This window comes from Rhizobacter sp. LjRoot28 (assembly GCF_964253025.1).
GTDB lineage: Bacteria > Pseudomonadota > Gammaproteobacteria > Burkholderiales > Burkholderiaceae_C > Rhizobacter.
In genome coordinates this window covers 1,147,185-1,166,820 of the sequence record NZ_CAXUQC020000001.1, presented here as the reverse complement: position 1 = coordinate 1,166,820, position 19,636 = coordinate 1,147,185, and the positions used below count along the sequence as shown (strand labels likewise).

Here is a 19,636-nt window from a genome sequence, read left to right as displayed (position 1 = left end):
CCGGACGGGATGGGCTGCGTGCCCGACCGCCCTGTTGTTCCCACTTCCACCCGAGGTGCGCGGAGCGTGCGTTGAACCGGTGGCCCCGAAGGGCCCCGCGTCCTGCAACCGACTTCCGCGACTGCCCGGGTTCTCTTGCAGGATCAGTCATGAAGATCATCGTTGTTGGCCACGGCATGGTGGGCCACAAGTTTCTCGAGAGCCTCGCCGAATCCGGCCTCACCGGTGCGGATGTCACCGTGCTGTGCGAAGAGCCGCGGCCGGCCTACGACCGGGTGCACCTCTCGGAGTTCTTCAGCGGCAAGGCGGCCGAGGACCTCTCGCTGGTGGAGCCCGGGTTCTTCGAACGGACCGGCTTCTCGCTGCGCCTGGCTGTACGCGCCGCGTCGGTGGACCGGCGCGCCCGCACCGTGACCACGGCCGACGGCGAGGTGCTGCCCTACGACAAGCTGGTGCTCGCGACCGGGTCCAATCCCTTCGTGCCACCCGTGCCCGGCCGCGATCGCGAGCACTGCTTCGTGTACCGCACCATCGAGGACCTGGTGGCCATGAAGGCCTCCGGCGCCAAGTCGACCTCCGGCGTGGTCGTGGGCGGCGGCCTGCTGGGCCTCGAATGCGCCAAGGCCCTGCGCGACATGGGCCTGGACACCCACGTCGTCGAGTTCGCCCCGCGCCTGATGGCCGTGCAGGTCGACGAAGGCGGCGGCCGCATGCTGCAGGCCAGGATCGAGGAACTGGGCCTGCACGTGCACACCGGCCGCAACACGCTCGAGATCACCGACGGCGCGCGCGCCCGCCACCGCATGGTGTTCGCGGACGGCTCCCACCTCGAGACCGACATGATCGTCTTCTCGGCCGGCATCCGCCCGCGCGACGAGATCGCCCGCCAGTGCGTTCTGGCGATCGGCCCGCGGGGCGGCATCGTCATCGACAGCAACTGCCGCACCAGCGACCACGACGTCTACGCCATCGGCGAGTGCGCCTCCTGGAACGAGCAGACCTTCGGCCTCGTGGCGCCAGGCTACGAGATGGCCCGCGTGGCGGCCCGCCACATCGCCGGTGACACCTCGGCCGCCTTCGTCGGCGCCGACATGAGCACCAAGCTCAAGCTGATGGGGGTGGACGTCGCCAGCATCGGCGACGCGCACGGCCGCACCCCGCACAGCCGCGTCTGCCAGTACGTCGACGAGCGGCGCCAGGTCTACAAGAAGCTCGTCATCAGCGAGGACGGCAAGCAGCTGCTCGGCGCGGTGCTCGTGGGCGATGCCACCGAGTACGGCACCCTGCTGCAGATGGCGCTCAACGGCATCACGCTGCCGGCCGAGCCGGAGTTCCTCATCCTGCCGTCGAGCGACGGCAAGGCCAAGCCCGGCCTCGGCGTGGACGCCCTGCCCGACACGGCACAGATCTGCTCCTGCAACAACGTCACCAAGGGCGCCATCTGCGCGGCCGTGGGCGACGGCGCCACCACCATCGCGCAGATGAAGTCGTGCACCAAGGCGGGCGCGACCTGCGGCGGCTGCGTGCCGCTCGTGACGCAGGTCATGAAGATGGAGATGTCCAAGCGCGGCATGGCGGTGAACAACCACCTGTGCGAGCACTTCGCCTACTCCCGGCAGGAACTTTTCCACCTCGTCCGGGTGGGCAACATCCGCAGCTTCGACGACCTGCTGGCACGCCACGGCAAGGGCCTAGGCTGCGACATCTGCAAGCCCGTCGCCGCCAGCGTCTTCGCCTCCTGCTGGAACGAGTTCGTGCTCAAGAAGGAGCTCGCCGGCCTGCAGGACAGCAACGACTACTACCTCGGCAACATCCAGAAGGACGGCACGTACTCGGTGGTGCCGCGCATGCCGGGCGGCGAAGTCACGCCCGAAGGGCTGATCGCCGTCGGCCAGGTGGCCAAGAAGTACGGCCTGTACACCAAGATCACGGGCGGCCAGCGGGTGGACCTGTTCGGCGCGCGGGTGGAGCAGTTGCCCCTCATCTGGGAGGAACTCATCGCCGCCGGATTCGAGTCCGGCCATGCCTACGGCAAGTCGCTGCGCACGGTGAAGAGCTGTGTGGGCTCCACCTGGTGCCGCTACGGCGTGGGCGACAGCGTCGGCCTGGCAGTTGAACTCGAGCACCGGTACAAGGGCCTGCGCTCGCCGCACAAGATCAAGTTCGGCGTGTCGGGCTGCACCCGGGAGTGTGCCGAGGCACAGGGCAAGGACATCGGCATCATCGCCACCGAGAAGGGCTGGAACCTCTACATCTGCGGCAACGGCGGCATGAAGCCGCGCCACGCCGAGCTGTTCGCCTCCGACCTGAGCAAGGAAGAGCTGGTTCGCCTCATCGACCGCGTGCTGATGTTCTACGTCCGCACCGCCGACCGGCTGCAGCGCACCAGCACCTGGCGCGAGAACCTCGAAGGCGGCCTCGACTACCTCAAGGACGTGCTGCTCAAGGACAGCCTCGGCGTGTGCGCCGAGCTCGAAGCGCAGATGCAGCACGTGGTCGACACCTACCAGTGCGAGTGGAAGACCGCCGTCAACGACCCCGTCACCCGCCGCCGCTTCCGTTCGTTCGTCAACAGCGACCGGCCTGACGAGCAGGTGGTGTTCGTCGAGGAGCGCGGCCAGATCCGCCCCGCCCGTCCGGATGAGCGCGCGCTGGCCGTGGCCGCCGACGACAACGCCACCCTCGCCTGAGCGGCATTCCCTGGAGCATCGACCATGACCACTGAAAACCGCAACTGGACCGACATCTGCGCGGTCGACGACATTCTTCCCAACACGGGCGTGTGCGCCCTGGTGGAGGACCGCCACGTGGGCATCTTCCGCCTCGGCGCCGACCAGTTCTTCGCCATCGACAACGTGGACCCGAAGTCGGGCGCCAGCGTGCTTGCGCGCGGCTTGCTGGGCAGCCTGGGCGACCGCATCGTGGTCGCCTCGCCGCTGTACAAGAACCACTTCGACCTGCGCACAGGCGAGTGCCTGGAGGCGCCCGAGCAATCGGTCAAGGCGCACGGCGTGCATGTGGACGCAGGACGGGTGCGCGTGGCCATCGCCTGAAGCCCGGCCCGGTCGCCGTACCGGACGCCCGGGTCGGGGACAATGGCAGCGTCGGCCCTCTCGGCCGTCGCCTGCCCTTGCCCTGATCCTGGAGTTCCTGCATGCCTGACCCGGCCGCGCCCCTGCCCGTCTCGTCCTTCGTGCTGCGCGCCAAGCAGCTGGAGATCGACGCGGTCCGCCACCTCGCCAGCCGGGCCGAGCTGGTGGACGTCATCGGCCAGCTGATCCAGGCCCTGCAGCGCGAGCGCGGTGCGTCCAGCATCTATCTCGCTTCCAAGGGCCAGCGTTTCGCCGAGGCACGGCAGACGCTCGTCGCCGAGACGCGGCCGGTCGCGGCGCGCTTGCGGGAGGTGTTCGCCGGCCACCTGGATCCGGCCGAAGGCGCGACCCCGCAGGCGCTGTCCCTCATGGCCTGGGCGCTGCTCGGCCTCGACGCCCTGGAAGCCCTGCGCCTGCAGATCGAACGCCAGGCACTGAGCGCGCACGATTCCGTGGCGGCCTACAGCCACCTCATCGCCGGCCTCATCGAACTGGTCTTCCATGTGGCCGACGCAGCCGTGCTGCCCAGCGTCTCGCGCCTGCTGGTTGCCGTGCTCCACCTGGTGCAGGCGCAGGAGGCCGCGGGCCAGGAACGCGCCGTGGGCGCGCTGCTGTATGCCTCCGGACAGTGCGACGAAGCGCATCAGCAGCGGGTGGTCCACCTCATCGATGCCCAGGAACGCAGCCTGAAGGTCTTCGCCGAATTCGCCGACCCCGAGCTTCGCGACCGCCTGGAACAGCAGCAGCTCGGGCCCGGCATCGCCCGCCTGGAGCGCCTGCGCCGGACTGTGTGCGCCGCGCGCAGCGGTGCCGCCCTCGACAGCAACCTCAGCGACACCTGGTTCGACGTCTGCACCGACCGCATCAACGAACTGTGGCAGCTGCAGGTGCAACTCGTGTCCCGCCTGCGCGAGGAGTGCAAGGCGCGCATCGGCGAGGCGCGCCAGGACCTGCAGGACTCGCAAGGCCTGCTGCGCCGCCTTCGCGACAACCCGCCACCGCTCACGCACGCGGTCGACCGCTTCTTCGACGCCGCCACCCTCCCCGACACCGCGCCCGCCCTGCCCGCCACGCCGGGCACCGCAGAATCCGCCTCGCTGCTCGACCTGCTGCAGGCGCAGTCCGCCCGCATGGCGGGCATGGAAGCCGAACTCGAATCGGCGCGCCGCGCCCTCAACGAACGCAAGGTCATCGAACGGGCCAAGGGCGTGCTGATGGCCCGCCTCGGCATGAACGAGGAAGCGGCCTTCCGCATGCTCCAGAAGACCTCGATGGATCAGAACCGTCGGCTGCTCGATGTGGCCGAGGCCACGCTGTCGCTGCCGGAGCTGATGGTGTCCGCCGACGCCGGCGCACGAGGTCGCCGGTAGGCGCTTCTACGTGGCGATCGGCTGGCGTGCTTGGTTCGGCAAAGGCCTAGAGCCGCACGCCGAGCTTTCCAGCCAAATTTCCGTTGCGGAAATTTAGCTGTTGATAGGGGCCTGCCACGACATCGCCCCATGCAAACGTCATCTCGTTGATGTTCCCGGTCACGACCTCGTTCAGCAACTGGCCTGGACAGCCCACTACAGCTGAAGCCTCTGCGATGGTCATTCCAAGAGTTAGCGCGGCGTGCGTCGCAGACGTCGGCAGGCATCCTGACGGCAATCCGGTGCCATCCAGGCGCTGGGCCAGCTTCGACGTCAACTGGTCGGCGCTGAACGTGACCATCACGAATGGACCGCTTGCGATGTCTCCCCACGACTGGGTGATTTGCCGCTCGCCGTCCACATTGATCTCATTGACCTGAGCTCCGGAACAGCCCAAGGTGGCCTGGGCTGCTGCCAGAGTCGAGCCCTGCGCCAGCGCATCGAATCGGGCTTGGTTCGGAACGCAATCTTGTGACCCGACCGCATCCAGGCGAAGGGCAATCTTGCCCGTCACCAGGCCTCCATCAAAAACGATCTGTGCGTACGGACCTACTGCGACGTCACCCCAGGCGTAGGTCTGGCGCGCAAGGCCGCCCACCAGGACGTCGTTGAGCATCTGCCCGGCACAACCCATGCGCTGCTGAACGCTTGCCACGTCGAGACCGGGAAGGACGCTTTCATAGGAGGTTCGGCTCGGGGCACATGCTGACGGAGCGGCGCTGACAGTCAAACGTTGCGCGAGTCTTCCTGCCAGGGCGCCATTGTCGAAGGTGAGCAACGCATAGGGACCAGACGCAACACTTCCCCATGCATACGTGAGCCGTGTCAGTCCAACCACGGACATTTCGGAAGCAAGTTCGCCTGCGCAGCCGATCCGCGCGGAAGCGGTGGTCGGATCAATGCCCAATGCCAACCCATCGAAGGATGAAGCCGTTGGCAGGCACAGCGACGGGTTGCTGGAACTGTCGAGCTGCTGCGCAGTCTTGCCGACGACACGTCCGCCACGGACCTTCACTTGCGCATATGCGCCGCTCCCCGCAATTCCCCAGTGAAAGGTCGTCTCTTCTTGATCTTCCACGGTCACTCGGCTCAAGACTGCCCCGTCGCACCCCATGGCCGCCATCACGCCCAGGGCATCGGACCCGATGGCGACAGCGTCGTAACCGCCTCGTGATGGCAGGCAACCGGACGCCGAGGCGCCACCCGGGTTGCTCGGGGAATCCCCTCCTCCACCCCCGCAGCCAGCACCAACAGACGCTGCCATCAGGGGGACGATGAACTGCCATGGGCGTTTGTGGGCCGCGAAGGACATAGGACGTGCGAGAGTCGAAGGAGCGTCGAGTCTGACTCGCCTCAGTTCCCTTCACCATCCCCAAGTTGTTCCTCGCGGCAAACAACAAGGTGAGTTTCGAAGCGTCAGCGAGACACCGAGAACGCCCCCTTGAATGCAACAGGTCGACCCAATGACCTTTTGTGCCATCTCCGGCTCGCGGCAGTGAACCGACGTCGCTCGGCAGTCGGACCCAACAAGGTGCCCGCTGCGCACCTTCTTGAGGCTACGCGCGCGGCTCAACGGGCCGAATGCACCGGGAAGGGATCCAGCTCATCGACCGGGGCGCCCGAATCGGACGGCATGGAACCTGCTCAAGGAAGCTCGCCATCGGGCTAAAGGCGGCCCGGTGACCGGTGAACCGCGCGTACGCGGCCATCGGAATCGCATCCACGGATAAGGGCGTCCTGGTGCTTGACCCCCGCGCAGCGGGGAAGCACTGCGACGCCCGTTTCCGTTTCATGTTCTCCGGGGGGCCGTTCCCCGCGTGCATCGTCCGCTCCCACCCTGAAGGAAGTCCACCATGGCTTATCTTGCCCCCGCCGAATTCGTCACCAAGATGGTCGACGCCGGTGAATCGAAGCTGCTGATGTCGACCCGCGACACGCTGATCCGGTCGTACATGGCCGGTGCCATCCTGGCGCTGGCCGCGGCGTTCGCCGTCACGGTCACGGTGAACACCGGCAACCCGCTCGTGGGGGCGATGCTGTTCCCGGTAGGCTTCATCATGCTGTACCTGCTCGGCTTCGACCTGCTCACCGGCGTCTTCACGCTGGCGCCGCTGGCCGTCTTCGACAGGCGCCCCGGGGCCACCTGGGGCGGCGTGATGCGCAACTGGAGCCTGGTGTTCTGCGGCAACTTCGCCGGTGCGCTGACCGTGGCCCTGTTCATGGCCATCATCTTCACGTTCGGCTTCTCCGAGGCCCCGAGCGCCGTGGGCCAGAAGCTGGGCACCATCGGCGAAGGTCGCACGGTGGGCTATGCCGCCCACGGCGCGGCCGGCATGCTCACGCTCTTCGTGCGGGGCGTCATGTGCAACTGGATGGTCTCCACCGGCGTGGTGGCCGCGATGATGTCGACCTCGGTGTCGGGCAAGGCCATCGGCATGTGGATGCCCGTGATGATCTTCTTCTACATGGGCTTCGAGCACTCCATCGTCAACATGTTCCTGTTCCCCACGGGCCTGATGCTCGGCGGCAACTTCACGCTGATGGACTACATCATCTGGAACGAGCTGCCCACCGTGATCGGCAACCTCGTCGGCGGACTGACCTTCGTGGGCGCCACGCTCTACGCCACCCACTACAAGACGGCCCCCAAGCGCGCCATCGCCTGAAGCCACGCAGCGGGTGGCGCGGGCGCCGCCTGCGCCACCCGTCCGTCGACGAGCGCCCCGCCATCTGATGAGCTCCGACCTGAGCGTCTCGCTCGGCCAGCATTCGCGCGCCGGCGGCGATGGCGTGAACCAGGACTTTCACGGCGCCATGCTGCCGCCGCCCTCGCTCCGACGGAGCAAGGGCATTGCGGTGGCCCTGGCCGACGGCATCGGCTCCAGCGCCGTCAGCCAGGAGGCCAGTGCGGCGGCGGTGCGCAGCTTCCTCGACGACTACTACGCGACATCCGACGCCTGGTCGGTGCGCCGATCGGCACAACGCGTGCTGGGTGCCACCAACGCCTGGCTGCACGCCCAGACCATGCGGGGCCACGGCCGCTTCGACAAGGACCGAGGGTACGTCTGCACCTTCAGCGGCCTGATCCTGAAGGGCCGCGAGGTGCACCTGCTGCATGTGGGCGATTCCCGCATCTACCGGGTGCATGCGCAGGCGCTGGAGCAGCTCACCGACGACCACCGCATCCACCTGTCCTCGGTCGAGTCGTTCCTCGGGCGCGCGCTCGGTGCCGGCCCCAACGTCGAGATCGACTACCGCTGCCTGCCCGCTGAAGTCGGCGAGGTCTACCTGCTCGCCACCGATGGCGCCTACGACCACCTCGATGCGGGCTGCGTGCACGAGGCGCTGATCCGGCACCCGGACGACCTCGACGCGGCGGCGTGCGCCCTCGTGGAGACGGCGCTTGCCCGCGGCGCGGACGACGACATGACGGTGCAACTCGTGCGCGTCGACGGGCTTCCCATCGCCGAACCGCTCCAACTGCAGCAACAGCGTGCCGGCCTCGCACTGCCGCCGCCACTCTCGCCCCGGCTCCGCTTCGAGGGGTACACCATCGTGCGCGAGCTGCACGCCAGCTCGCGCAGCCACGTGCACCTGGCGGTGGACGACAGCAGCGGCCGGCAGGTCGTGCTGAAGACGCCCTCGGTCGACCTGGCCGCCGACCCCGCCTACCTCGACAGCTTCCTGCTCGAGGAATGGGTGGCACGGCGCGTTCAGAGCCCGCATGTCGTTCGACCCTTCGAGGCGGACCGCCCGCGGCAGCATGTGTACGTGGCGATGGAGTTCGTCGATGGGCAGACGCTCGCTCAGTGGATGACCGACCACCCGCGGCCCGACCTCGATTCCGTCCGCGGCATCGTGGCCCAGGTCGCGCGCGGACTGCAGGCGATGCATGCCAAGGAGATGCTGCACCAGGACCTGCGCCCGGCGAACGTCATGATCGACCGGCACGGCACCGTCACGCTGATCGACCTGGCGTGCACCCACGTGGCGGGCCTCACCGAGGGCACGGCCGCCGCACGTCCCGAGGCCATTGCCGGCACCCTGCAGTACACGGCGCCCGAGTACTTCGTCGGCTCGGGCGGCAGCCCACGGGCGGAGCTGTTCTCCCTGGCCGTGCTCACCTACCAAATGCTGACCGGCGCCCTGCCCTACGGGCTGCACGTCACCCGGCTGCGCACGCCGACCGACCTCAAGCGGCTTCGCTACGTGCCGGTGCGGCACCTGCGACCGGACCTGCCGGAGTGGCTCGACGCGGTACTCGTCCGCGCCCTGCACCCCAACCCATACAAGCGGCAGGAAGCGCTGTCCGAGTTCACGCACGACCTCCAGTCGCCCGGCCCTCAGTTCCACGCCCGGCGATCCCCCCCGCTCGTGGAGCGCAATCCCGTCCTCTTCTGGCAAGGCGTGGCGCTCACGTCGACCCTCGCCGCGCTGGGCCTGCTGGCCGCACGCGTACTCGGTCACTGAGCACGTCCGAAGTCCTCGAGGGCCCACGGTCGGGTTCCCCTTGCCTCCCCCACCGGCCCGGCGCCGGTGATTGCCCATGGCGCGCGCTCCGTCGCAGCGACTCGCCGGCAGGCACAAAGTCACATCCGCGCCGACCGACGGGGAACCCATCGGGTTCTCCCCCCCGTTGGTGGGGAGCGCACGCCCAGGGCCGATGCTAGATTGCTCCGGGGATACAAGGGAGAGAGAACCATGAACGTCACATTCGGCGGAGACGCACGCGCTCCGCAACCGCGCGACCCGGCCAGCTCGTCCTTCGGGCCGCCGTCCGACTCGGGGCCGGCCACCCGCTTCGGCGAATCGCTGCCCGGCAGCGAACTGCCCATCCGCTTCACCGCCTCCGGCAGCGAGTACTTCCGCATCTGGATCGTCAACCTGCTGCTCACGCTCGTGACGCTCGGCCTCTACCACCCGTGGGCCAAGGTTCGCAAGCTGCGCTACTTCTACGGCAACACCTGGGTGGGCGAGCACGCCCTCGACTTCCATGGCGACCCGAAGCGCATGCTGCGCGGCACGCTGCTCGTCGGCGCGCTCTTCATCGCCTACTCGGCGGCCGGGCAGTTCTCGCCGATTGCAGGCGGAGTTGCCGTTCTGGCGGTCGCTGCCCTGTGGCCCGCGCTGTTTCGCGCTTCCATGCGGTTCCGCCTGGCCAACACCAGCTGGCGCGGCATGCGCTTTCACTTCACCGGTGACATGGCCGGCGCGTACAAGACCATGCTGCCCGTCCTGATCCCGGGTGTCATCGTGGGTGCGCTCATTGCGCTGGCGCCCGAGCCCGACGCCGAACCCGATGCGGCCGCGGCGGCCGCTTCGGCCACGGCGCAATGGGTGATGGCCGGCTTCGGCATGGCGGTGCTCGCCAGCCTGCTGCTCGTGCCCTTCATGCTGTGGTCCATCAAGCGCTACCAGCATGACCACTACGCCCTGGGCCGCGTGCAAAGCAGCCTGCGCACCGGTCCGGGTTCCTTCTACGGTCTGTTTGCCAAGGCGTTCGGCGTGTCGGTGCTCTCGACCGTGGTGCTGGCTGTCGTGGTGGCCGGCGTGGCGGCGGTCTTCGGGTTCGGGGCATTCGCGGCCCTGGCCAGCGGCGGCATGGCCGAAGGTGGTCTGGGCGCGGCGATCTTCCTCTTCTTCCTCGTGGGTGGCGTGGGCTACGTGGTGGTCATGGGCATCAACAACACCTACCTCGCCTCGCGCCTGCAGAACCTCGTCTGGGGCCGCACCAAGAGCACCGAGGTGCGCTTCGAGAGCCGCCTGCGCCTGCTGCCGCTGCTCGGCCTGACGCTCAAGAACTGGTTGCTCCTGATGCTGACCCTCGGCCTGTACTGGCCCTTCGCCGCAGTGGCCTCGGCCCGCCTGAAGCTCGAGGCGGTCACCATCCACACCCGTCGGCCCGTCGAGGCCCTCGCCGGGCGCGCCGGCCAGAAGGACAACGACGCCACGGGTGACGCCGCAGGCGACATCTTCGGCATCGACTTCGGCCTGTGACCGGCAACGCATCCGCCCAGGCCGCCGAGGCCATTGCGGCCCAGTACTTCGACGGCGTGTCGGCTCAGCCCTCGTCCGCCGATGTGCGGGTGATGGGCGACGAACTCTGCGCCTGGATCGACGGCGGTCGCACCTTGCGCATGCCGCTGCGCGACGTGCAGTGGCCCGAGCGGCAGCGGCACGGCGCGCGGGTCGTGCACCTGCCCGACGGAGGCGCGCTGCATTTCGGCGACCCGCTGGCCTTCGACCACTGGTCGCGCCGCAGCCGAGTGGGCGAGTCGTGGGTCGTCAAGGCGCAGCAGAGTTGGCGCTGGACCGCGGCCGGCGCCCTGGCGCTCGTGCTGCTGTGCGGCGGCCTCTATGCCTGGGGCCTGCCGGTGGGCGCGCGCGCCGCGCTGGCCTTCGTCCCCACCTCGGTGGACGCCGAGCTCGGCGAGATGGCCATGCGCTCCATCCGCGACGAGGGGTGGCTCAAACCCAGCGAGTTGCCCGCCGCGCGCCAGCAACAGCTGCGCGCGGCATGGACACGCGCGGCCGCAAACGCCCCTGCGGGCACCGCCCCGATCGTCCTGCACTTCCACAAGAGCAAGATGGGCCCGAACGCCTTCGCACTGCCGGGCGGCCATGTTGTGTTGACCGACGAGATGGTGGACCTGGTGGGCGGCGACGAGCAGATCATCATCGGCGTGCTCGCCCACGAGGCCTCGCATGTCAGCCGTCGCCACGGCATGCGGATGCTCGCGCAGACCACGCTGCTGGGCAGCGTCACCGCCATCGCCTTCGGCGACTTCAGCGGCGTGCTGGCCACGGCCCCCGCCATGCTCGGCCACCTCGGCTACTCCCGTGACTTCGAACGCGAAGCCGACACCGACGCCATCGCCCTGCTCCAGGCCAACGCCATCTCGCCGGCCGTGATGGCCACGATGTTCGAACGGCTCAAGGCCCATCAAAAAGAGGAAGGCGTCCCCGAACTGCCCATCGCGCTCGGCAGCCACCCTCCGGACGACGAACGCATCGCTCGCTTTCGAGAGGCAGCCGCGAAGCACTGAATCCCGGCATGGCCTCCCGGGCTTGGCGCCCTTCCAGTGGGCGGCCAGGAACGCCGGACCACGCAGGGGCGCTACAGTCCAACGATGACTGAAGCAGAAGCCCGCCGCGTGGTGCTTGTCCAGGCGCACGAAGAAGGCGCCCCCACCTCCGTCTGGACCGATGACGACCGCGCCTGGGCCACCCGGGCTGCGCGCCAGGATGCCGGCGATGACGCGACGTTCGAACGCTTCCTCACGCTGCGGGCGCAGCACGCCCTCGCCCGCCTGCTGCCCCGGGACCCCGACGCCCGGCGTTGGCTCGACGGCCGCCGCTGGCGTCCCGCATGGATCGCCGTGGTGGCCGTCGCGGCGCTGGCCCTGGGCCTGGCAGCCGACCGCATCAGTACCGGCCAGCGCATCGACCTGCTGGCGCCACCCGTGTGGGCCCTCGTGCTCTGGAACCTGGCCATGTACCTCGGCATGCTGGTGCCTGGACGCACCCATGCGCTCCGTCGCTGGCTGAGTCGGCTCGGCATCGGAACGGCCGACGGAAAGCCCGGGGTGCAACGCTTGTGGGCCGGCCCCGGCCTGCGGCTCGCGATGCCGCGGGCTGCCCTGGTTCTGCACGTGGCTGCGGCCATGCTGGCGCTCGGCCTTGCGGGCGGCATGTACCTCCGCGGCCTCGTGCTCGACTACCGGGCCGGGTGGCAAAGCACCTTCCTCGACGCCACGTCGGTGCAGGCAGTGCTCGACGTGGCCCTTGCGCCGGCGGCCGCCGTGACCGGCATCGCGGTGCCGGAGGTGGCGCCGCTGCGGCTTGCGCCTGGTGCAAGCGCCACCGCCGGTGCGGCACCCTGGATCCATCTGTATGCGGCCACGCTGGCCTTGTTCGTCGTGCTGCCGCGGGCCTTGCTGGCCCTGATTGCGGCGCTGCAGTCGTGGCAGCGCACGCGGCGCTTTCCTCTGCCGTTGGACGGTGCCTACTTCGAACGCCTGCGCTTGCAGCAGAGCGGCGGCAGGATGGTGTTCGACGTGCGGCCGCATGGTGCCCCGATGGGCGCCGCTGCGGCCCTCGGCCTGCGCTCCCTGCTGGCGGCGCACTGGGGGCCTGACGTGGACCTGCGGGTGGGCGAGCCGGTCGCGTATGGTGATGAGGAACAGACCGCCGCCGCGCCGGTCGGCGCGACCTTGCGCCTGGCGCTCTTCGATCTCGGTGCCACGCCGGAAGACGAAGCCCAGGGGCGGTTGCTCGACGTGTTGTCGGGGCCCCTGCCCGTGCTGGCCCTGGTCGACGAATCCGCCTTCGCGCGCCGCTTCCAGGGCCAACCCACCCGCCTGGAAGAGCGACGCGCGGCCTGGCAACGCCTGGCCCGGGCCCACCACGCCGGTATCGTCTGCACGGATCTCGCCCAACCCGACCTGACGGCGGGTGCACGCGACCTGAAGGCGGCCCTCCCATGACCAGTGAACTGCACTCCGGCTCGGTGCCGCCCATCCAGCTCTCCCTCGTCTCGCACACCAACACCGGCAAGACGACGCTGGCTCGCACGCTGCTTGGCCGCGACATCGGCGAAGTGCGGGACGCGCCGCACGTCACCGAGTTCGCCGAGATGCACGTGCTGCTCAAGAGCCCCGCGGGCGATGTCCTCCAGCTGTGGGACACCCCCGGCTTCGGCGACAGCGTGCGCCTGGCGCGCCGTCTCGCGCTGCAGTCCACCCCGCTCGGCTGGTTCCTCACGCAGGTGTGGGACCGCTTTCGCGACCGGGCCTTCTGGTCGAGCCAGCAGGCGCTGCGGCATGTGCGCGAGGAGAGCGACGTGGTGCTCTACCTCGTGAACGCAGCCGAGTCGCCCGCGGCCGCCGGCTACATCCGCTCGGAGCTTCAGCTGCTGGAGTGGGTGGGCAAGCCCGTCGTGGTGCTGATGAACCAGATGGGGCCGCCGCGAGAGCCCGCCGACGAGGCCGCCGAACTGGCGCGCTGGCAAGCGCACTTTGCCAGCACGCCGCTGGTGCGCCAGGTGCTGCCGATGGATGCCTTCGCCCGCTGCTGGGTGCAGGAAGGCGCGCTGCTGCAGGCCGTCGGTCGCGCCCTTGGCGCGGATGACCGCATGGATCGTCTCCACGCGGCCTGGGCCCGACAACGCCTGGCCACCTTCGCGCAGGCCATGCACGAGCTGTCCACGAGCCTCGCCCTCATCGCCACCGCGCGCGCGCCGTTGCCTGAGGCAGGCGGCGGGCTGCTCGACCGTTTCCGATCGGGCCCCGAACGGAGCGCGGCGGCGGCCCAGCGGGCGCTGGCCGACGCACTCGAGCGCGAGGTGGGGGAGAGCACCACGCGGCTGCTCGCGGTGCACGGCCTCGAGAAAGGGGTTCAGGCGCAGATCCTGGCGCGTGTGGCCGGGCAGGTGGAGGTGCGCGCGCCGGTCGGCGAAGCGCGGGCGTCGGTGATGGGCGGCGTGGTGAGTGGCGCACTCAGCGGACTCGCAGCCGACCTGATGGCCGGCGGCCTCACGCTCGGCGCCGGCATGCTGGCGGGCGGCCTGCTGGGTGCCGTGGGCGGCGCCGGTGTGGCGCGTGCGATCAACGTGGTGCGCGGCACGGGCGAGGGGTACGCCGGCTGGAGCGAGGCCGCGCTCGGCCCCATCGTCCAGGCGGCGCTGCTGCGCTACCTCGCCATCGCCCACTTCGGCCGCGGACGCGGCCAATGGGTAGAGGGTGAGGCACCGACGCACTGGCCCGGTCTGGTCCAGGCCGCGCTGGACCGTGAAGCATCAGCACTCACCAGCCTCTGGCAAAGCCGGTCGCCGACGCAGGCCAATGCCGGCGATGCCGACCGCCTCGCGCGGGGACTGGAACCCGTGCTCGCACGGGCCACCAGGGAGGTGATCGAGCGGCTTTATCCGGGCGCGTGGCCCGGGGCTGATGCGGCGTGATCGTGGGACATGGTTATGGGGCCATCGCGTCAGCAACGGTCGCCCGCAGCGGCGTGACGTCCAACCTCATCCGGCGATACACGGGTGGCGCGGGACGTCCGCCTGATGCAGTCCCTCGCGGCCTGGTCTGAACCAACAACGCCGGACAAGGCTCGGCAACCTTGAACGACCACAACAACTGTCGCCGTCCACAGTTGTTGAGCGCGGATGGTTGCGCTGGCATTGGTTTGCGCACCAACCGTGAACGGCTGTCTGCCCGTGCCCTTCATGGTTCCTGACCTTGCGGCCAGGCCGGTTCACATTTGCTGATCTCAACGACCGCGATGCACAGCGGCAGCGGATATTCAGACACTGATTCAGGCCTGCTGTTGCCATCGGTTCTGAGTTTTCACCCCCCGCATTCATGGGGGCGGGTCACCCCTGAAAACCGATCCAGAATGGCCACACACCGCCATCTGAGGCGGGCATTCAGGAGGATCTCGATGTCGATCGCACGCCAAGTGCTACGTGGGTTGCTGGTGTCCGGCGCCGCCTTGTCGGCTGTTTCCGCCGCGCATGCGGTCTCTGCATCCGCCACCATCCAGTGGTCTGCGATCAGCATCGGGTTGGAGGACATCGCTCCTGACGACGGCATCACCGCCACCCTCCGGTTCGCCTCCTCGAACACCAATGGGCTGTCGTGTGACGTGCCAGGCCCGTGCGACGTCGTCGGGCCGTCCTTCGCGGACATGGTGAGTGACGCCAGCACGTCACTGGCAGGCGCCACGTGGAACGGCACCGTCGCGTTCGATGCCGACCGGCTATCCTCAAGTATCGGCGGCACGGCCCCAACGCCCGGTGAGTTGACGCTGATGGCGACGCGCGGCCTGGAGGTGTGGGTGTCGGGCGCCTCGCGCGTGACTCTGTCGGTGCCGTTCACGCTCACAGTGGACGACCTGGCGGGCAGTGCAAACAATGGCAGCTTCGCGATGGCCTTGTTCGGAATTGGAAGTGCGACCACGACCCACTACATCTCGTCCCCGTGGGACGGCCACACCACGTACTCCGGCCGGCTGTCCGTCTCGGCGGATCTCATCGACGACACCTCCACCTGGATCAGCGCGACGACCTGGGCCAGTCTGCAGGGTTCGCCGGTGCTGCCGCCGGTGGCCGCACCGGTGCCCGAGCCGGCATCGGTCGCGATGATGATGGCGGGTGTCAGCGTGGTCGGCTTCGCCGCGCGCCGCCGCAAGCGCGTCACGCCGGACTGACCGGCTCTGTCGCCGCGCCGATCGAGCCGCCCGGAAGGTCCGCTACGCAGATGGTCGCGCGGCTGGAATGTCCGCGTCCGATGTGAGAATGGGCTATGACTGACCGCTTTCGCGCGCTTTTCAGGCAACTCGATGCGCCAACGATGCGAGGGAAGTTCCTCTCGCGCGTGTTCGGAATTTTCTCTGAGGAGATCATCAGGATTTGGGCTGCAGATGAGCGGGCCCCGTACGAGGATGTTGGTCGACCGACTCTTCGGAGGCCGGGCGAGCGCGGCTACACCTTGGACTTCACGTTGAAGGCTCGCGAGACCGGCAAGGTCTACGTGGCTGAGATGAAGTGCGAGATCGAGTATCAGAACTACCGGTATCTGACTTTGACCGGTACGCAGCAACTCGACCACCACGTCAAAGATGCCTTCACTTCGTTGCTAGAGTTTGCCAAGAACCCCGGATCGCTGGAGGTCCTAGTAGGGAAGAAGGCAATGACGGTAGACGGCGCCATCCTCATTTGGGGCGCAGTGGAGCCCGCCGGGCGTACCGCGGTGGTTGAATCCAAAGGGTTTGCTGACGTGCTCGCTGTGGCTTCGATCATCGAAGATCTCCAAGCATGGCGAAGCGAGCCGTACCTTGAGTTGGTACGAACACGGAGCGAGTGGTCAGCGCAGTTGTTCAACGGGCTTGCCTCTACGGATCAATGACCGGATGTGCACCCTGCACGAAACTAGCCCACTGAGAACTTCGTGCCGCCCAGTGAATCGTCAAGCCTCGGCCCAATCTGCTTCCTATGCGGGCCTCGAATGGCGCTTGTCGGCAGGACCGCTTCCAGCCGAGACTGTGTGAGAACTCATTCGGCAACTCTTTTCCGGGGCCGCGACACCCCTGGTGCCATCGCGTTCGGCGATCCTGGCGTGATCTGAGAGGTCGACGTCACGCCTCCCTAGCTCGCAACCGAGTTTTCACACGGCCTCAGCCTGAAGCGGAAGGCCGCTAAGCACAGCGCAAGCGGGCCTACGCAGATGCTGCTGCTCGAGACTGCCATCGGTCAGGAGCGGTCCGTCGAACGCGGTGGGCGAGCGGCCGCTTGAGGCGCATCAGAGTCGTACGCGCCGGCCGTCAGAGCAGCTGCTTCGATCACGGCCGGCCTCACAACTGGCGGTACGACGCAGGGCCGCTGCTCACCTGACGCCAGCCGTCAAGCATGTGGCGATCGCGGTTCGATCCTGAGCAGCCGGTCCGGCGCGGGTCGGCTGCACCGAACAGGTCCTGAGCCGACCTTCCACAGCGAGAAAACCAGCACCGATACCAGACGTTCAGCCGGCCGAAACGTCCGAAGCACCGCACCTCCTCGCCACATCAACTCTCGACCTCGTGCAGACCCTCCAGCAGGGCCTCGTACACCAGCCGGATGCGCGCCGGTACCGGCTGGCGCTGCACGCGGTAGACCGACAGTGGCCAGGGCTTGGGCGCCGTCTCGGGCAGCAGCTCCCGCAGCGCACCGCTGCGCAAGTGGTCGGCGACCAGCACGCCGGCCAGCTGACCGATGCCCATGCCGGCGAGCACCGCATCGCACTCGGCCTGGACGTCGTCGGTGACGAATGCGGGGAGTGCCGGCAGGATCTTGCGCTCGCGATTCAGCGTCCATGGCCAGGGACGACCGGTGTTGCGGTCAATCAGTTGGGTGGTGGGCAGGGTATCCAGGGCGGCCACCGACGCCACCGGTCCGATGCGTTTGAGCAGCACCGGCGCTGCGACGATGCGCAGCGAGACCGACGACACCGCTCGCGCGACAAAGCGGCTGTCGCGGAGGCGGCCGGCGCGCACGCCGACGTCGATGCGTTCCGCCACCGCGTCGACCACCTGGTCGGACAGCCGCAGGTCGAAGCACAGGTCAGGATGCTGCCGCGCCAGGCGTTCGAGAACGGGCATCACGAAGCGCCGACCCTGCATCGTCGGCGCCGCGATGCGCACCAGCCCTTCCACGCGCTCATCCTTCATCGGCATCGCCGCCGCGAACAGGGCATCGACGCCCTGCAACGCCTGGCGCGCGTCGGCCACGAAGCGCTCGCAGAAGTCGCTCGGTCGCACGCTGCGGGTGCTGCGGTGGAACAGCAGCTCGCCAAGATGGCCTTCGAGTTCCTTGACCGCCCGCGTGACCACCTGCGGCGAGATCGACAGGCGGATCGCAGCCTCGCGGAAGTTCAGGGTCTCGTACGCGACGAGAAAGGTGCGCAGCAGGTCGATGCGGTTCAGCATCGTTCCATTATTCCTCGTCTGGGAATTCTGATCTCCGAACGAATTCATTCACAGGATCAGCACCGGTTTCCATACTGCGTTCCATCGTCGGCACCCCGCCGGCAATCACTGGAGCAATTGCATGGAATTCAAGGACAAGGTCGTGCTGATCACCGGCGCCAGCTCGGGCATGGGCCGTTCGGCCGCGCTGGCCTTCGCGCGCCAGGGCGCAAAGTTGGTGCTGGGCGCGCGCCGCGAGGCCGAGGGCGAAGCCTTGGTGGATCAGATCCGCGCGGAAGGCGGCAACGCGGTGTTCGCTCGCACCGACGTGACGCGCGAGGCCGATGTGGAAGCGTTGGTGCAACTGGCGCTCTCGCACCATGGCCGACTCGACGTGGCCTACAACAACGCGGGCACCGAAGGCCGCAGCGCCGAGTTCGCCGAGCAGGACAACGACAACTTCGACCTGGTCATGAACACCAACGTGCGTGGGGTGTTCTCGGCGATGAAGCACGAGCTTCGCGCCATGCTGCAAACGGGCGGCGGCGCGATCGTCAACAACGCGTCAATGGGGAGCGAGATCGGCTTCCCGAACTTCGCGCTGTATATCGCGAGCAAGCATGCGGTAATGGGTTTGACGCGTACCGCGGCGCTCGAGTATGCGCAGCGCGGCATCCGCGTCAACGCGGTGAACCCGGGCCTGATCGACACGTCGATGCAGGACCGCGTATGGGGCGGCGACGTACAAGCCCGCACCGGCTTCACCGAGGAGACGCCGGCCGGTCGCTCCGGCTCGGCCGACGAAGTGACCGAGGCCGTGCTGTTCCTGGCTTCGCCCCGCGCCAGCTTCATCACCGGCGTCGGGCTGCTGATCGACGGCGGCTACGTGGCGCGCTGAGCCGCAACGGGTCCACCCATTGCGGACACTAGCTGCGCGGCATCTTTTCGAAATCGCTCAAGGCGGCAGCGCGGAAGGCCGGCAGGGTTTCGCAGTGTTCGGCCAAGATGATCAGTGCAGCGTGGGCGGTGGGGGAAAGCACTTCGTCCATCCGGTCCTGCATGTACCAGATCAGCGTGGTGATCATGACATCGGCATGGCTGAGCGTTGCCCCGCAGGCAAAGGGTGTCGCGACGCGACGCGCAAGCTCGTCAAGGCCTGCGCGGGCTTGGCCAAGGCAGCGGGCAAGCCACTCGGCGCTTTGATGTTCGGGGGAATGGAAGTGCCTTTCATAGACGACGGCCGCGACCTTTTCGAGGGTGCCTTGGGCCAGGGCTGTCATCTGGAGGACAAGTCGGCGCGCGGGCCCGGAGCCGGGAATCAGGGCCGCGTTACCCGCCTCCTCGTCGAGGTAATCGAGGATCGCCGCACTGTCGATGAGCACCTCGCCGTCGTCCAGGACGAGGGCCGGGATGCGGGTCAGGGGGCTGATCTTCGCGACAGCTGCCGCATCTCCGAAGATGGAACGCGTGTCGCGGCTGAAGGGCATGCCGTAGTGGTGCAGCGCGATGGCGACGCGGCGAGTGACGGGGCTGTCATATTGGCCAACGAGGATCATTGAGGCGGGTCCCTGGGAGGAAGGTTCAAACAATACCTGAATGCGCTCACCCGCCTCCACGTGCCGAAGCGAGGTGCAAGCGGGCGCACGAAAGCCCTGTCGACCGCCGGGGCACCGGCGGCGCGCGTACCCTGGCGCA

The 19,636-nt window shown here is 68.3% G+C and carries 15 protein-coding genes; 12 read left to right on the top strand and 3 right to left on the bottom strand.

Annotation, left to right across the window (positions count from 1 at the left end; all coding sequences use genetic code 11):
* Positions 1 to 149: 149 nt before the first annotated feature.
* The 3 genes from nirB to ACSQ2F_RS05495 all read left to right on the top strand — a co-directional run bounded on the left by nirB (position 150) and on the right by ACSQ2F_RS05495 (position 4,462).
* Positions 150 to 2,690, top strand: coding sequence for a nitrite reductase large subunit NirB (gene nirB / locus ACSQ2F_RS05505; RefSeq protein ID WP_436020590.1), 2,541 nt, complete (start codon positions 150 to 152; stop codon positions 2,688 to 2,690).
* A gap of 24 nt (positions 2,691 to 2,714) precedes the next feature.
* Positions 2,715 to 3,053, top strand: coding sequence for a nitrite reductase small subunit NirD (gene nirD, locus ACSQ2F_RS05500; protein WP_436020588.1), 339 nt, complete (start codon positions 2,715 to 2,717; stop codon positions 3,051 to 3,053).
* Positions 3,054 to 3,154: 101 nt separating this feature from the next.
* The gene (locus ACSQ2F_RS05495; RefSeq protein ID WP_436020586.1) at positions 3,155 to 4,462 is read left to right on the top strand and encodes a nitrate- and nitrite sensing domain-containing protein; all 1,308 of its coding nucleotides are present in this window, start codon (positions 3,155 to 3,157) and stop codon (positions 4,460 to 4,462) included.
* A 46-nt stretch (positions 4,463 to 4,508) separates the two neighbouring features.
* On the opposite strand, the gene ACSQ2F_RS05490 is transcribed toward ACSQ2F_RS05495, so the two are convergent.
* Entirely contained in the window at positions 4,509 to 5,579 is a 1,071-nt protein-coding gene (locus ACSQ2F_RS05490) for a hypothetical protein (RefSeq protein WP_436020584.1), read from the bottom strand.
* Between the two features lie 775 nt (positions 5,580 to 6,354).
* Here ACSQ2F_RS05490 and ACSQ2F_RS05485 point away from each other — a divergent pair.
* The 8 genes from ACSQ2F_RS05485 to ACSQ2F_RS05450 all read left to right on the top strand — a co-directional run bounded on the left by ACSQ2F_RS05485 (position 6,355) and on the right by ACSQ2F_RS05450 (position 16,407).
* Positions 6,355 to 7,167: a formate/nitrite transporter family protein gene (locus ACSQ2F_RS05485; protein WP_436020582.1), complete on the top strand. Its 813-nt coding sequence runs from the start codon at positions 6,355 to 6,357 to the stop codon at positions 7,165 to 7,167.
* 67 nt (positions 7,168 to 7,234) lie between these two features.
* Positions 7,235 to 8,971, top strand: a complete 1,737-nt coding sequence (locus ACSQ2F_RS05480; RefSeq protein WP_436020580.1) for a protein kinase domain-containing protein — start codon at positions 7,235 to 7,237, stop codon at positions 8,969 to 8,971.
* A gap of 231 nt (positions 8,972 to 9,202) precedes the next feature.
* Complete coding sequence (locus ACSQ2F_RS05475) at positions 9,203 to 10,498, top strand: YjgN family protein (protein ID WP_436020578.1); 1,296 nt, start codon at positions 9,203 to 9,205, stop codon at positions 10,496 to 10,498.
* A complete protein-coding gene (locus ACSQ2F_RS05470) occupies positions 10,495 to 11,547 on the top strand; it encodes a M48 family metallopeptidase (RefSeq protein ID WP_436020576.1) in 1,053 nt (350 codons plus the stop codon). The genes ACSQ2F_RS05475 and ACSQ2F_RS05470 overlap by 4 nt, the downstream gene beginning before the upstream one ends.
* Before the next feature lie 84 nt (positions 11,548 to 11,631).
* On the top strand, positions 11,632 to 12,987 hold the full coding sequence (locus tag ACSQ2F_RS05465; protein ID WP_436020574.1) for a DUF2868 domain-containing protein: 1,356 nt from the start codon (positions 11,632 to 11,634) through the stop codon (positions 12,985 to 12,987).
* Entirely contained in the window at positions 12,984 to 14,459 is a 1,476-nt protein-coding gene (locus ACSQ2F_RS05460) for a DUF3482 domain-containing protein (RefSeq protein ID WP_436020572.1), read from the top strand. The genes ACSQ2F_RS05465 and ACSQ2F_RS05460 overlap by 4 nt, the downstream gene beginning before the upstream one ends.
* Before the next feature lie 482 nt (positions 14,460 to 14,941).
* Positions 14,942 to 15,709, top strand: a complete 768-nt coding sequence (locus tag ACSQ2F_RS05455; RefSeq protein WP_436020570.1) for a PEP-CTERM sorting domain-containing protein — start codon at positions 14,942 to 14,944, stop codon at positions 15,707 to 15,709.
* A 95-nt stretch (positions 15,710 to 15,804) separates the two neighbouring features.
* Positions 15,805 to 16,407, top strand: a complete 603-nt coding sequence (locus ACSQ2F_RS05450; RefSeq protein WP_436020569.1) for a hypothetical protein — start codon at positions 15,805 to 15,807, stop codon at positions 16,405 to 16,407.
* 655 nt (positions 16,408 to 17,062) lie between these two features.
* On the opposite strand, the gene ACSQ2F_RS05445 is transcribed toward ACSQ2F_RS05450, so the two are convergent.
* Entirely contained in the window at positions 17,063 to 17,962 is a 900-nt protein-coding gene (locus ACSQ2F_RS05445; protein ID WP_436020567.1) for a LysR family transcriptional regulator, read from the bottom strand.
* A gap of 121 nt (positions 17,963 to 18,083) precedes the next feature.
* Between ACSQ2F_RS05445 and ACSQ2F_RS05440 the strand changes: the two genes are divergently transcribed.
* A complete protein-coding gene (locus tag ACSQ2F_RS05440) occupies positions 18,084 to 18,839 on the top strand; it encodes a glucose 1-dehydrogenase (RefSeq protein WP_436020565.1) in 756 nt (251 codons plus the stop codon).
* A 28-nt stretch (positions 18,840 to 18,867) separates the two neighbouring features.
* On the opposite strand, the gene ACSQ2F_RS05435 is transcribed toward ACSQ2F_RS05440, so the two are convergent.
* Positions 18,868 to 19,497, bottom strand: coding sequence for a glutathione S-transferase family protein (locus ACSQ2F_RS05435; RefSeq protein WP_436020563.1), 630 nt, complete (start codon positions 19,495 to 19,497; stop codon positions 18,868 to 18,870).
* Positions 19,498 to 19,636 lie beyond the last annotated feature (139 nt).

Bases quoted from the DNA above. Each gene is read 5' to 3' on its own strand.
- nirB (WP_436020590.1), top strand. From the start codon at position 150: ATGAAGATCATCGTTGTTGGCCACGGCATGGTGGGCCACAAGTTTCTC.
- nirD (WP_436020588.1), top strand. From the start codon at position 2,715: ATGACCACTGAAAACCGCAACTGGACCGACATCTGCGCGGTCGACGAC.
- ACSQ2F_RS05495 (WP_436020586.1), top strand. From the start codon at position 3,155: ATGCCTGACCCGGCCGCGCCCCTGCCCGTCTCGTCCTTCGTGCTGCGC.
- ACSQ2F_RS05485 (WP_436020582.1), top strand. From the start codon at position 6,355: ATGGCTTATCTTGCCCCCGCCGAATTCGTCACCAAGATGGTCGACGCC.
- ACSQ2F_RS05480 (WP_436020580.1), top strand. From the start codon at position 7,235: ATGAGCTCCGACCTGAGCGTCTCGCTCGGCCAGCATTCGCGCGCCGGC.
- ACSQ2F_RS05475 (WP_436020578.1), top strand. From the start codon at position 9,203: ATGAACGTCACATTCGGCGGAGACGCACGCGCTCCGCAACCGCGCGAC.
- ACSQ2F_RS05465 (WP_436020574.1), top strand. From the start codon at position 11,632: ATGACTGAAGCAGAAGCCCGCCGCGTGGTGCTTGTCCAGGCGCACGAA.
- ACSQ2F_RS05460 (WP_436020572.1), top strand. From the start codon at position 12,984: ATGACCAGTGAACTGCACTCCGGCTCGGTGCCGCCCATCCAGCTCTCC.
- ACSQ2F_RS05455 (WP_436020570.1), top strand. From the start codon at position 14,942: ATGTCGATCGCACGCCAAGTGCTACGTGGGTTGCTGGTGTCCGGCGCC.
- ACSQ2F_RS05450 (WP_436020569.1), top strand. From the start codon at position 15,805: ATGACTGACCGCTTTCGCGCGCTTTTCAGGCAACTCGATGCGCCAACG.
- ACSQ2F_RS05445 (WP_436020567.1), bottom strand. From the start codon at position 17,962: ATGCTGAACCGCATCGACCTGCTGCGCACCTTTCTCGTCGCGTACGAG.
- ACSQ2F_RS05440 (WP_436020565.1), top strand. From the start codon at position 18,084: ATGGAATTCAAGGACAAGGTCGTGCTGATCACCGGCGCCAGCTCGGGC.
- ACSQ2F_RS05435 (WP_436020563.1), bottom strand. From the start codon at position 19,497: ATGATCCTCGTTGGCCAATATGACAGCCCCGTCACTCGCCGCGTCGCC.